Origin of the sequence: Nostoc sp. (assembly GCF_036917635.1) — a bacterium.
In the GTDB taxonomy this organism is placed as follows: Bacteria; Cyanobacteriota; Cyanobacteriia; order Cyanobacteriales; family Nostocaceae; genus Nostoc.
Genome location: NZ_JBALCW010000110.1, coordinates 166,685 through 180,102 on the forward strand (window position 1 = coordinate 166,685; position 13,418 = coordinate 180,102).

Sequence of the window (13,418 nt, forward strand, 5' to 3'; positions counted from 1 at the left end):
CGATTATAATGATTTTACATTAGAAAACACATAGTTCGATTTATTCGCACCGACTTACTTACAGTGATAAATTGAGTCAGAGCCTCAATGAATACATTTCTATGCAGGGTATGAAAAGAGGAAAATAAATTACCTGCAAGGTGACTACCTTGGGTAAAAGTTTGTAATTTAAAGATGTTGGCTTTTGTTTGTCGATAATACCGAATTAAGTCTCATTTTTTAACATAGCATAGAGTCTAAACTCTAGAAGCAAGGGGCAAATGTGCAATTGCCATTGCACAGTTGAGACGTTCAAATCTTTGATTAAGCCAGTGCTGATATCTAGTACCCAGCCATGAACCATAGGCGCTTTTCGCTCATAGAGTACCTGACGCATGATGGAAGTTTGGTAAAGATTTTTTACTTGCGCTACAACGTTCATTTCTGCCAAACGATTCAAACGTTCTTCTCTTGTTGGCAAGGCATCAATTTCTTCTTGTTTTTGTAAATACAGTTCCCGAATCGGATTTACCCAGTTATCAAGAATTCCGATGGTTCTCCCCTCTAAAGCCGCTTTAATTCCTCCGCAATCGTAGTGACCACAAACGATAATGTGTTCCACTTGAAGATGTAAAATTGCGTATTCTAAAACCGCTAAAAAGTTTATATCCGTTAGAGAAATCTGATTGGCAATATTACGGTGTACAAATAACTCTCCTGGTTCTGTACGAGTAAAGCTTGTTAATGCGAGACGACTATCAGAACACCCAATGTATAGAAAAGGTGGTGTTTGTCCGCCTGATAAGTCTTGAAAGTAAGTTGGGTCTATAGCTAGTTTTTCGGCAACCCAAGCCTGATTATTTCTGAATAGTTCATCAATGCTGTTATATTTCATCTTTCGTCAAATTCGAGAGAGAATCTCATAAATATTTTAGCTGATCTACAGTTTCTTATAAATCAATATGAACTTTTCCCGTTCTAAAATTTTTATAAAGCTGACATTTTTTATCCGGTATTAATAAAATTATTGTATAAATTGTAAGCAATTGAGTGAAATGTTAGAGGCAAAATAACTATAGCAGTTCTCATTTACATGAAGTAAATTTTTAAACCTCACCCCCAACCCCTCTCCGATGCTTTGGAGAGGGGAGTATTTGCGTAAGCAGATACCGGGTGAGGTTCAGATTGTATTACACCTAAGTTAAAACTGTTATATGTATAACTTTAGAAAAGTAGCTAAATAAAGTAAAATTTTTATCAAATATAATCTAAGCATTCAGACTGACTACCGATTTCAAATCCTCATCTAGCATTTCTAGATATTTTTACAAAGCAGAATTATTTTAAATCACACCCCAAACTGTGCATTTGAGTCAAGTAAGCGCGGCGAAAGTTTTGAATACTGATTCTTTCAATAGACATCTCCGACAATGAATGTAGAGACGCGAAATTTCGCGTCTCTACAAGGGTTAGGGTTTCAGGTTACGCATATTTAATTTCTGGAGATGTCTAATACACAGAGACACTTTCTGATGGTGGTAAGCTAACTTAACAAAGATGCGAAATTTGAGGTTGAGATATTAAGTTATCAGCTTCAATCGGGGGCAACAATTTTATTATCGTGATGATGGTTGATTGACCAACGGTGATCGACAGTCATAGAGGAAAACTCGCAAATTTCTTCTAGGCGTTTTTGCTGGACGGCAGCTTTACGCAGAGTAATAATTAGTTGATTTACCTGATGCCGTAAATCTGGGTTATCATTTACAGCTAACATAGTTTGTCTTTCTAAAAGTTGAAGTATAAGTTCGTAGTGAATCGGAGAAGGTAGAGGAATTTGCTCCATGAAGTTAACTTTTGATTTCATATTTGAGATTTTGTATGAGTCAGAGTTTGGCTTTTGTCAACAGATTGTTACATAAGAAATAACTAGTTGCTTATGGCTTTGATTTGATTAGCAATGAAGATTTGGCAAAGATATGATGATATTTGATGGCAATGTGCTGCGTGTCCACGCATAGTGTACCCAATTGACCGACTATTGTATGCAGTTAGTTGCCCCATGCTAAGAGGCATAGGGGAGGTGTTTATTTCAGAAATTTCTCGGCAATATATGGGCGATCGCAGCGCCGGGATCTGGTTGTTTTACTAAAGATTCTCCAATGAGTACAGCAGATGCACCTGCTGTCAGCACCAAGCTCAAATCATCTGGGTTGTATAGTCCTGACTCGCTGACAACAAGGATGTTTTTCTCCTGCAATTGGCTACCCCTTGCAGCTAAAAGTTGGCAAGTAGTTTGCAGGTCAACAGAGAAATCTTCCAAATTGCGATTATTGATTCCTACTAAGGAAACGCCATCTAAGGCTAACACACGGTCAAGTTCTGCCAAACTATGGATTTCAACCAAGGTTGCCATTTTTAGGTTGTTAGCAATTTTAAGGAAGTATTTCAAATCTTGATCGCTCAAAATAGCCGCAATCAACAAAATCGCATCTGCACCCTGAACCCGCGCCAAGTATATCTGGTAAGCATAAACGATAAACTCTTTGCACAGTAGGGGCAAATCTACGGCAGCCCGAATTTTGGCTAAGTTCTCAAAACTACCTTGAAAGAACTTGACATCCGTTAGCACAGAAAGACAACTAGCGCCACCTTGCTGATAAGACAGGGCGATCGCTACTGGGTCAAAATCTTCTCGGAAAACGCCTTTGCTAGGTGAAGCTTTTTTAACTTCGGCAATCAATGCTGGCTTTGTCTTACCTTGACGCAAAGCGGCAACAAAATCACGGGTTGGCGGTGCAGTCAGTACCCGCTTCCGTAATTCTTGCAAAGGAACTTTTTCCCGCATTTGGTCATATTCTACTTCTTTCTGCCAGACAATTTCCTCCAAAATGTTGTTTGGCGCTGCATCAGGTACGACAGCCTGATAACGCAATATCGATACATCAATAGCTGGGTTAGGGGAACGGCGACGGATTTGCATAATTAGTGCTGAGTTAGGAGTTAGGAGTTAGGAGTTGGGAGTTAGGAGTTAGGAGTTAGGAGTTATTAATTCGTCACTCCTAACTTTTCACTTCTAACTTTTAGATGGCGATCGCTCGTTTATAAGCTTCGTCCAGCACTTCTGAAAGTGTCGGGTGGGCATGAACTAGATGTGCGAGATTTTGGACAGATTGACGGTTTGCGATCGCAGCTGAGGCTTCATGAATTAAGTCTGAGGCGTGCAGTCCGAAAATGTGAACGCCCAAGACTTCTCCGGTGTCTTTCCGATATATCACTTTGGCAATACCGTCGGCTTCATTTTCTGCCAACGCTTTGGAATTCCCTTTGTAGTAACTCCGACTTGTGGCAATTTCAAACCCTTCGGTTTGTCCTAACTCTTTAGCTGCGGTTTCTGTTAAACCCACATAGCTAACTTCTGGGTGGGTAAACGCCGCCGCCGGGATGCTGCGATAGTCTACTATTCTTTCCCTCCCAACTATATTTTCTACGGCGATGATGCCTTGAGCAGAAGCCGCATGTGCCAACATCATCTTTCCATTAGCGTCGCCAATTGCCCACAAATGCGGTACTACTTCACCGGCTGATAGCACTGCCATGCGATCGTCAACTGGGATAAAATTCCGCCGATCCAATTCTACGCCCACAGATTCCAAACCAAGATTTTTGGTCGCTGGGATGCGTCCTGTAGCCACCAAGCAAGCATCTACTTCGATGACTTCTACATCTTCTTTGGTTTTGAAATCTGCTAACTCAATCACCACTGGTGAACCAGGGATGACTTTTTTAGCGTATATCCCCACTTTCGTTTCAATATCGCGGGGAGTAATCAGTACCCGTTCGGCAAGTTTGGCAATATCTCGGTCAAATCCTGGCATTAACTCATCTAAGGCTTCAATCAAGGTGATTTCGCAACCTAAAGCTGAGTAAATATCAGAAAATTCTAAGCCGATGTAACCACTGCCAATAATTGCCACCCAATCTGGTAGCGACTCCAATTTAACGCCTTGATCGCTGGTAAAGACAGTTTTTCCGTCTACTTCAATCCCTGGAGGCACAAAAGGAATTGAACCAGGGGAAAGGATGATGTCTTTGGCTGTGATGGTTTTTTCGCCACCGTCTCCGGTAATAGAGACTTTTTGCGCCCCAGCGATTTTTCCCCAACCGTTGATAATATCGACTTTTAGACGTTTGAGGCTGTTGGTTAAGTCGCCTTGAATTTTCGAGACGAGATTATTAGCATGATTAGCGATCGCTTGGCGATCGAATTCCACGCTACCAATTTGAATTCCCAATGACTTCAGGTGGTGGGCATTACGTAACTCGCGCACACGTCCAGATGCTGCCAGCAACGCCTTAGAAGGAATACAGCCCCGATTAACACAGGTTCCTCCCATATCAGCAGCTTCAATAATCGCTGTTTTCAAACCGCAACTTACGGCGTGTAAGGCTGCGCCATGTCCGCCTACACCAGCGCCGATAATTACTAAATCGTAATCAAATCCTTGACTCACGTTAGTTTCCCCGTGTGCTTCGCCTATTTATTCTCAACTTGACCGACAATCAGCGCAACCCTTTTAACAGTTATCAGTTATCAGTTATCAGTTATCAGTTTTCTTGCTTGACTTTAAATCCCTCACCATAGACGATCAAAACTGTTCACTGTTGACTGTTTACTAATTTCAGGTTGGGGGTTGCTTCAAATTATGATTCACTCGCTTTTGACGAAGATATGGATGTTTCCAGTAATTATAGTCAAATCTATATAGCTACAGTTCTGTATAGTCAAATGAAGTTCAAGTGCCGATTTTCGTTGAAACTTCAGATTCTAATTCTCCCCTGCCCAATGCCCTGTTTGGCCAATGCTCATAACTTTGAATTTCTTTACAGCGCGTTAGCCTAACACTAAGCTGGATTTAGGATTCATCCAAAAGATTTACGCAGGCGATCGCTCGATGTCCATTCCCCAAATTAGCGAATTTACTATCCGCCGTCATGCCAACGCCAAATCTTTCCAACGGGGCGAGGCATACTATGAGGCTGGTGCTGTCAATACAGTTACCCAACGTGGCGATCTGCTTCAGGCAGATGTTGTCGGCAGTGAAGCCAAAGTTTATCATGTCAATCTGAGTTTCGATAGCAGTGGGTTAACCTCAGCAAACTGTACCTGTGCCTATAATTTTGACGGGTGGTGCAAACACATTGTAGCGACGATGCTTGTCTGTGCGCGTCACCCAGAAAACATTGAGCAGCGCCCCACCCTAGAAGAACTACTTAATCGCCTGGACTATATCGAAACTCAAAGACTGCTGCAAGAGTTGGTAACAGAACATCCACCACTAATTGAGGCGATTGATCGCCATGTAAGTTGGATGACTAATCCTGCTACCCAGCAAACAACCACAAAACCCTTGCTCTACATTACTATTGATCCGGCTCCCTTTCGGCGGCAAGTGCGGCAGATTCTCAAAGATACCGTGCGCTACTTTGAGGAAGGGTGCGAAGAAGACCCAATTGGTGAAGAATTGTTGAGTGTAGTCCAAACTGCGGTAGATTTTAGCGAACGGGGAGAGGGTGAAAATGCGATCGCTATTTTAGAAGCGATTACCTCTACCTGTGTGGAAAATTGGGATGATGTTGCAGAATACGGTGCCGAAAACGATCAACTTATCGAAGAATTAAATAATGCTTGGTGTGAAGCAATTCTCAGTGCAGAACTCACCCCAGAAGAAAAAGTTGATATTCAAATAAATTTAGAAGCTTGGCAAGATGAGTGGAATGTTGATTTTGGCATGATTATGGAGGCTTTACGCCAAGGTTGGGATTATCCCCCACTGGTACAAGTTCTCCAAGGTAATATTACCGAAAGGGGAGCTTGGGAAGAAGACGTGCCAGATTATGCGGATGATTTGGCACTAATTCGGCTAAAAATCCTCGAACGTCAAGAACGTTACCAAGAATACTTATATTTAGCAGAAGCGGAAGGCCAAACCCAGCATTATCTGACAATGCTAGGGCGTTTAGGCAGGGTAGAAGAAGCAATTGATGCTGCTCAAACCCAGATGAACTCAATGGAAGAGGCTTTTGCCCTAGCGAAAACACTAAGCTCTCAAGGGGCATTACAGCAAGCATTAGATATAGCCCAGAGTGGATTAAATTTACCGGGTAATTGTCAGTACGAATTGGGAATTTGGACAAGTGATTTGGCTATTGAGTTGGGTAATAGTGAAGCTGCTTTATTAGCAATCAAGGCGGCTTTTCAAGTGAAACCCTCTTTTGTTGACTACCAAAAGATGGCAGAATTGGCTGGGGAAAATTGGCAAAGTGTGAAAACAGACTTGCTGAGAATTATTCGTAGTGAGAGTGGTGGGGGAACAGAATCAGCCAAGGTGGATATATTCTTGCATGAGGGGCTAATTGATGATGCAATTGCGATCGCTAGTGAACTCAGTTCTGATAATTCAGAATTGATTCACCGAGTCATGGATGCTGCTATCCCTTACAATCCTAGTTGGGTGATTGCTAATGCTCGTCGCCGTGCCGAAAAGATTATGGATGCAGGTAAAGCCGAATACTATTACTACGCAGTTGAATGGTTGAAAAAGGTACGTAACGCCTACTTGGAATCGGGAAATAAAGCTGACTGGTTAAGTTATCGCCAAAACTTGATGCAAACCCACGCTCGAAAACGTAAATTGATGGGAATGTTTCAGCAAAGGGATATGCAGTAACCCTAAACCATAACAAAACGCAAGTTTACCTACTTTTAACAAAGGGATTTTGCCCTAAGTCTTGTTAGTTGAGATAGTAGGTAGATTTATGCTGTACTCCCGCAGCAACAGATAATTCTAATAGACATCTCCACAAATTAATTATGCGTTACCTGAAACCCTTGTAGAGACGTTGCAATGTAACGTCTCTATATATCTGCTTACTTATGCAGATCGAACACCATCAATGCTTTTAAGTCTGCAATAACCAGTTGATTTAACTTTTAAATTGAGATTTGCCCAAGATATCAACTTTAGTGACAAAAGATGAAGTAAGATTCACATCTGAAACAATCCCCGAATAATCCCATAGGTTCTAACAAAAAATAGCCCAGTACGATGATTGATAAATATCCTCAAAATCTTATAGTGTGCTGCTTACCACTGAGTATACTTCTATTACTTGGCAGCATAACTTCTAGTCCACTGAAAGCTCAGGCTGTTGATAATAGACAATTACCAACTAGTAATTTCATCCTGTCACAACGACAACTCCCACCACCACAGGATGTCCAACCACCCTTACCTTCGCCAGTTCCCTCACCTGAACTGCCACAACCACTCCCCCCACCAGCAGAACTATTTCCACCCTCTATCCCAACTCCCACACCTGATCAACCACCCCCTGGCAACTTTCCTCAAACTATTGTTGTTCAACGGTTTGAAGTTGTTGGTAGTACAGTATTCAGTCCCGAAGAGTTGGCTCTCGCCACTGCTGAATTTACCAAACGACCGATATCACTGACTCAAGTGTATCAAGCACGTTCTAAAATTACTGATTTATACATCCAAAATGGTTACATTACTTCTGGTGCTTATATCCCGCCCCAAACAATGCAATCCGGTGTTATAAAAATTCAGGTGGTCGAAGGTAAATTAGAAGATATCCAGGTAACTGGAACTCGGCGGTTGAATCCGAATTATGTCCGCAGCCGACTAGCAATAGCGACATCAGCGCCTCTGAATCGGCAACGTATACTAGAGGCACTGCAAGTTTTGCAACTTAATCCTTTGATTAAAAACGTTTCTGCTGAACTCACCGCAGGATCGCACACTGGTACAAGTTTGTTGCAAGTGAATATCAGCGAGGCAAAAACCTTTAGTAGCCCAATAATTCTTGATAATGGGCGATCGCCTAGTGTTGGCACTTTCCGCCGGGGATTACGATTGAATGAAGCCAACTTACTCGGATTTGGAGATGGTCTAAGTTTAGGATACACCAATACTGATGGTAGCAACTCCTTTGACGCTAGTTATACATTGCCTCTCAATCCCCGCAACGGGACACTTAGCTTGAACTATGGCACTACGTCGAGTAATGTCATTGAACCTGCTTTCAAATTTTTAGATATCGAATCGGCTTCTCGCTACTACGAATTGACATTCCGTCAGCCTATAGTCCAAACTCCCACACAAGAATTCGCTCTTGGGTTAACAGCTTCCCGACGCGAAAGTGATATCTCCTGGATACTACAGAGACAGAACCCACCAACTCCCCCCTCTGTACTTTCGCCTGGTGCTGATGAACAAGGACGCACCAAGGTATCTGCCTTGCGATTTTTTCAAGAATGGACGAGCCGTAACAGTCGTGAAGTCATCGCCCTACGCTCTCAATTTAGTTTGGGTATAGATGTGTTGAATCCCACGATTAATCAAAATCCTCCCGATAGCCGTTTTTTTGCTTGGCAAGGACAAGCGCAGTTGGCACGCCTTTTAGCTCCTGAAACTTTACTTTTACTTCGTTTAAATACGCAACTAGCATCCAGAACACTCTTACCTATAGAGCAAATTGGCTTAGGTGGACAGGATAGCGTTCGGGGTTACCGTCAAGATTATTTGCTGACAGATAATGGCACTTTTGTTTCTGCCGAAGTTCAAGTACCGATTCTGCGCTTACCCCAGATAGATAGCAGGTTACAGGTTATCCCGTTTGTGGATTTTGGTGTTGGCTGGAACAGTTCTGGTAGAGAGAACCCCGATCCTAATACTTTAGCTGCTGTTGGTCTGGGGTTGCGTTGGTCACAAGGCGATCGCTTCACCGTTCGTCTTGACTGGGGCATTCCTTTAGTATCTATTAACTCGAATGATAGAACATTGCAAGAAAACGGACTGTATTTTAGTTTATTCTATAATCCTTTTTAAATAGGGGTTCATTCTCCTTCCCTTCTCTACCATAGCCTTGTCCTGAGCCTGTCCTGAGCGTAGCCGAAAGGAGTCGAAGTATTACGAATTATTTAATTCAGAGTCTCCCCACCGCTCAGAATGAAAAACCGCAAATATACCATGTCTTCTATTCAGTGTTTGATTTTATTTTGGGTATCCTAAGAAAGACAAGGTTAGATGATATGGACAAAGGGGGAAAGTTTATAACTTATGTATGAGTAGAGAAAACAGCTATAACTTCTACCGCAAAACTAATTGAACAATTAGGCATCTCATTCCAAAAGGTCAATTATGAAAAGAAGGGCTGGTTTGAACTCTCATACCAATTTTGGAATCACAGACGGTAACAACTTTGATTGAGCAAATTTCCCCATAAATGTAGCCTGAAAATCTGAAGTTATCGCAATACCTTGGTGTTAGTGATATTTTGCCCCGGAAGATCCCCCCTACCCACGCCAGGTGCTCCTTTGTGGAAACCAAAAAGACCTTTCCGGTTGAGCAGTTGTTCATGGGGAAAACCGCCAAAACCACACTGCTTCGCCGCGCCCGCTCCCATTAAAAAGGGAGACTTAATTCCCTGCTTTTTAAGAAAGGTTAGCGAGGATAAAGCCTTAACCCAAAGGGATTAAAACTTTTGGGAATAGGGTTTTTCAGACTAAGACATAAAAATATGAGAATTTGAGGAACAGCCATGCTAGGAAACGAGCGGGAAAAAATACGCCATCTGTTGGTCATCCAAGACCTGCAAGGCCAGCGAACTGTCCACTTGCAAGAGACTACTTATTCTCTGGGGCGGCATCCCGCAAACACTATTATTTTATCTTCCCGGTCAGTATCAATGCAACATGCAATTTTATTGCGAGTAACTGTTCCAGAGACTGATCAATACGGCTTTCAGATTATTGATGGCAACTATAAGGGGAAAGGGAGTACTAATGGCTTATTTGTCAATGGCACTAAAAGCTTTTCCCATAATCTCAGAAATGGAGATGTCATTGCCTTTGGCAGTAATCAAGCTCAAGCTAAATATTATGCTATTTCTAACATTTCAGAAAAAGCATTTTCTGAATCTTTTGATGTTGAAGACTTATCTGCTTTCCTCTCAGAGCAAGGCAGTCCTGCCAATCCTTTTCAAACCTTAGCGATCGATCCCAGCGTTGAATTAGCTAGTGAGTCTGCCCTCGCTCGCCTAGCATCCTTCCCTGAACTCATCCCCAATCCAATCATTGAGATGGATTTCGAGGGAACAGTTACTTATCTCAATCCAGCCGCAGCTTTGAAGTTTCCCAAACTTAGGGAAATTGGAACAAAACACCCGATTTTAACAGGACTCCTGAGTACAGTTAAGAATCTAGAAAAAAATTCTTTTGTGCGGGAGGTTGAAGTAGGTACAGAAGTTTTTGAACAATCCGTTCTCTACCTTCCTGAAAGTGATTTAATTAGAACATTTATTATTAGGGATATTACAGAGCAAAAACAAGCCACAGCCGAACTACGTCAGCGCGATCGCTTGCTACAGGCAGTCGCAGAAGCTACCAATTATTTGCTAGGGGAAATGAATTATGAAACTGGTATTGATCTAGCTCTAGCTGTATTGGGTGAAGCTGCCAAAGCAGATCGTGCCTATCTCTTTCAGAACCATCCCCATCCTGCTACAGGAGAAATAGTAGTTAGCCTACGGTTTGAATGGACACATCCTTCTATTGAATCTACTTATCAATATTGGCAGAATCAGCCTTATCAAAGTTGTGGATTAGCTCGTTGGTATGCTGTTCTCTCTAGCGGCAAGTCGATTAGTGGACTTACCCAAGAATTTCCTGCCACCGAACAAGAATTCCTGATTAGAGATGGCATTCAATCTCTTCTCCTGGTACCTCTTTGCTTGGAAAAAGAGTTCTGGGGTTACCTTGGCTTGGCAGACTGCACCTTTGAGCGTCATTGGTCAAAGCACGAAGAATCTACCCTTTTGACGATGGCCGCCAGTATCATTGGTGCACGGCAGCGTCAGCAAGTAGAAGAAAAGATTCGCTATCAAGCCCTACATGACATGCTGACAGGGTTGCCTAATCGCTTCCTATTTAATGAACTGCTTAATAAAACTCTCCCCAACGCCACTCGCAATCGTGAAAGTTTAGCTGTGATCTTTCTCGACCTGGATCGCTTCAAGGTGATTAATGACACTTTGGGACACACTCTGGGAGACCAATTGTTACAAAACGTCGCTCAAAGATTACAAGACTCACTCAGAGGCGGAGACACTATAGCCCGTTGGGGAGGTGATGAATTCACTATCTTACTCCCGCGAGTCAATGATATTGAAGAGGTAACACTGGTGGCATATAGAATATTACAAGCATTGGAGGAGGCTTTCCATCTCCAAGGGCATGAACTTTATGTGACTGCCAGCCTTGGTATTGCCTTGCTTGATAACAACAGTCCTGACGCTGAAACATTAATCCAGCACGCAGATGCAGCTTTGTACTACGCCAAGGACAAAGGGCGGAATAACTACCAATTCTACAGTGTTTCCCTGAGTGCTAAAAATCCTGAACTCCTGACTTTAGAAAAGAGCTTGCGCTATGCCCTAGAACGCAATGAATTTACGCTGTACTATCAACCTCGCGTAAATATTGCTACAGAAGAAATTAATAGTATGGAGGCTCTATTGCGTTGGCAGCACCCAGAGATGGGATTGGTCGCACCCAGTGTTTTCATTCCCCTAGTCGAAGAAAGTGGCTTAATTGTCCCCATCGGCGAATGGGTGCTGCGGACAGCCTGTATTCAAAATAAAATCTGGCAAGATGCAGGATTACCACCTATAACGATCGCTGTTAATCTTTCTCTTAAGCAGTTCCGCCAACCCAAATTGCTGGAGACTATAGCTACAGTTTTAGAAGAAACGGGTCTGGAGCCGCACTTTTTAGAATTAGAAATTATGGAAACCACAGCTATTGAGGATTTAGATTTTGCCAGAACGGTGTTAAAGGATCTACAGCAGATGGGTGTTTATCTCTCCATTGATGATTTTGGTACGGGTCATTCCTCGCTCTCGCGTTTACAGCTTTTGCCACTGCACAATCTGAAAATAGATAAATCTTTTATTCAATATTTAACGCAAGATGTTAAAGTAGCTCATATTATCAAGGCGATAGTTACCTTGGGACACAGCTTGGGATTGAGGTTGATAGCCGAAGGGGTAGAAAAAGAAGAGGAACTGGAGTTCTTGAAATCTATTAATTGTGATGATGTACAAGGCTATTTATTCTACCGACCACTTTCTGCCCAGAAAGCAACAGAAATCCTCGAAAGTAAACGACCAACGCTTTAGTACGGTTTCTGGCGGACTAATATTATTGTTACAGTCGATCAATTATCTTGGCATTTTCTGGCAACTTGGCGTCTCGTTGCCCAGCAGCACGCGCCCTAGCAGTGAACAAACCAATGGGAGTATTTAATAAATCTACAAGAGTGGCTTTACCTGCGATGCCTGCTCTAGGCTGCGCCAACGCCTTTTTCATATCCCTTGGTATTTCCTTGACTAACCAACGTGCCAAACGATAGCCGCATTCTTTGAGTGTAATATCTCGCATCAAATCTACACCGTGTAGTTCGTGTAGATAGCGATTTGAGCGTCCATAGCGCCGCCATTGACTTCGCAGTTCTTGAAGTGTGGCGCGGTGGCGGTGCTTAACTATCGCATTTGGGGCAAATTCCAAACGCCCGATGTTTTGGGCTAAAATCCGCCAGCAAATATCGGCGTCGCCACCAGTGGTAAGATAGGGACGAAATAAACCCGCTTTTTCTAAGGCAATGCGTCGAATCGCTAAATTAGCGGTTTGACCATAGGGACGAAAGGAATGGTTAAGGGTATGCTTTTGCGACAAAGTTTCTTGACGCTCTGCGTGCTGTTCTAGCAGAGTTGTACCTGGTAGTGCCAAAATTTCACCAGCGACAATTACCACTTGTTTGTTGATAAAAGGCTGAATTAATGCTTTTAACCATTGTGGTTGTGGGCGACAATCAGCATCGGTAAAAACGATAATTTCACCCGTAGCGGCGCGAATCCCAGTATTACGAGCAGCGTAAGAGCTTTGAATTTGGTTTTCGCTCAACGAGCGGATTGTGATGGGGCAATTTTCGCCAGATGTTTTGAGGATGGTGAGAGTGCGATCGCTACTATTATTGTCCACCAACAAGTACTCTACCCGGTCTTTCGGGTAAGTTTGCGACGACAAACAATTAATTAACTCTGGTAAATCCGCCTCACCGTTATAAATAGGAACAACCACCGACACCATTGGTAAAAAACTGGTGACGGTGGTTGCATCAACTGGCTGATGATTCATAAATCTGAGATTTTAGAGATTGGATTACTAGCTAGTATTCCCAATCCAAAATCCTAGAAGGGTAATATAGCTTTTCCTACTTTTCCTAATCAAAGGAGGTACATCATAGCCCCCTCCCTGCTTGCGGGGAGGGGGTTGGGGGTGGGGTTCTTGATTGTTT

8 protein-coding genes are annotated in these 13,418 nt (G+C 42.8%); 3 read left to right on the top strand and 5 right to left on the bottom strand.

Annotated elements, in window-relative coordinates; translation table 11 throughout:
• Positions 1 to 205 precede the first annotated feature (205 nt).
• The 4 genes from V7K32_RS27390 to lpdA all read right to left on the bottom strand — a co-directional run bounded on the left by V7K32_RS27390 (position 206) and on the right by lpdA (position 4,493).
• Positions 206 to 874 carry a carbonic anhydrase gene (locus V7K32_RS27390; protein WP_334997869.1) on the bottom strand — a complete coding sequence of 223 codons (669 nt, stop codon included), beginning with the start codon at positions 872 to 874 and terminating at the stop codon, positions 206 to 208.
• A 699-nt stretch (positions 875 to 1,573) separates the two neighbouring features.
• Entirely contained in the window at positions 1,574 to 1,825 is a 252-nt protein-coding gene (locus V7K32_RS27395) for a DUF5340 domain-containing protein (protein ID WP_334997950.1), read from the bottom strand.
• Positions 1,826 to 2,071: 246 nt separating this feature from the next.
• Positions 2,072 to 2,962 carry an indole-3-glycerol phosphate synthase TrpC gene (gene trpC / locus V7K32_RS27400; RefSeq protein ID WP_334997871.1) on the bottom strand — a complete coding sequence of 297 codons (891 nt, stop codon included), beginning with the start codon at positions 2,960 to 2,962 and terminating at the stop codon, positions 2,072 to 2,074.
• 100 nt (positions 2,963 to 3,062) lie between these two features.
• Positions 3,063 to 4,493 (bottom strand): dihydrolipoyl dehydrogenase, encoded by a 1,431-nt coding sequence (gene lpdA / locus V7K32_RS27405; RefSeq protein WP_334997873.1) that lies wholly within the window; start codon positions 4,491 to 4,493, stop codon positions 3,063 to 3,065.
• A 441-nt stretch (positions 4,494 to 4,934) separates the two neighbouring features.
• Here lpdA and V7K32_RS27410 point away from each other — a divergent pair, with 441 nt between their 5' ends.
• The 3 genes from V7K32_RS27410 (at position 4,935) to V7K32_RS27420 (ending at position 12,240) form a co-directional block, all read left to right on the top strand.
• Positions 4,935 to 6,710 carry an SWIM zinc finger family protein gene (locus V7K32_RS27410; RefSeq protein ID WP_334997875.1) on the top strand — a complete coding sequence of 592 codons (1,776 nt, stop codon included), beginning with the start codon at positions 4,935 to 4,937 and terminating at the stop codon, positions 6,708 to 6,710.
• Positions 6,711 to 7,088: 378 nt separating this feature from the next.
• Entirely contained in the window at positions 7,089 to 8,891 is a 1,803-nt protein-coding gene (locus V7K32_RS27415) for a ShlB/FhaC/HecB family hemolysin secretion/activation protein (protein WP_334997876.1), read from the top strand.
• A gap of 712 nt (positions 8,892 to 9,603) precedes the next feature.
• Positions 9,604 to 12,240, top strand: a complete 2,637-nt coding sequence (locus tag V7K32_RS27420; protein ID WP_334997878.1) for an EAL domain-containing protein — start codon at positions 9,604 to 9,606, stop codon at positions 12,238 to 12,240.
• Positions 12,241 to 12,268: 28 nt separating this feature from the next.
• On the opposite strand, the gene V7K32_RS27425 is transcribed toward V7K32_RS27420, so the two are convergent.
• The gene (locus tag V7K32_RS27425) at positions 12,269 to 13,258 is read right to left on the bottom strand and encodes a glycosyltransferase (RefSeq protein WP_334997880.1); all 990 of its coding nucleotides are present in this window, start codon (positions 13,256 to 13,258) and stop codon (positions 12,269 to 12,271) included.
• Between the last annotated feature and the right edge of the window lie 160 nt (positions 13,259 to 13,418).

Bases quoted from the DNA above. Each gene is read 5' to 3' on its own strand.
- V7K32_RS27390 (WP_334997869.1), bottom strand. From the start codon at position 874: ATGAAATATAACAGCATTGATGAACTATTCAGAAATAATCAGGCTTGG.
- V7K32_RS27395 (WP_334997950.1), bottom strand. From the start codon at position 1,825: ATGGAGCAAATTCCTCTACCTTCTCCGATTCACTACGAACTTATACTT.
- trpC (WP_334997871.1), bottom strand. From the start codon at position 2,962: ATGCAAATCCGTCGCCGTTCCCCTAACCCAGCTATTGATGTATCGATA.
- V7K32_RS27410 (WP_334997875.1), top strand. From the start codon at position 4,935: ATGTCCATTCCCCAAATTAGCGAATTTACTATCCGCCGTCATGCCAAC.
- V7K32_RS27415 (WP_334997876.1), top strand. From the start codon at position 7,089: ATGATTGATAAATATCCTCAAAATCTTATAGTGTGCTGCTTACCACTG.
- V7K32_RS27420 (WP_334997878.1), top strand. From the start codon at position 9,604: ATGCTAGGAAACGAGCGGGAAAAAATACGCCATCTGTTGGTCATCCAA.
- V7K32_RS27425 (WP_334997880.1), bottom strand. From the start codon at position 13,258: ATGAATCATCAGCCAGTTGATGCAACCACCGTCACCAGTTTTTTACCA.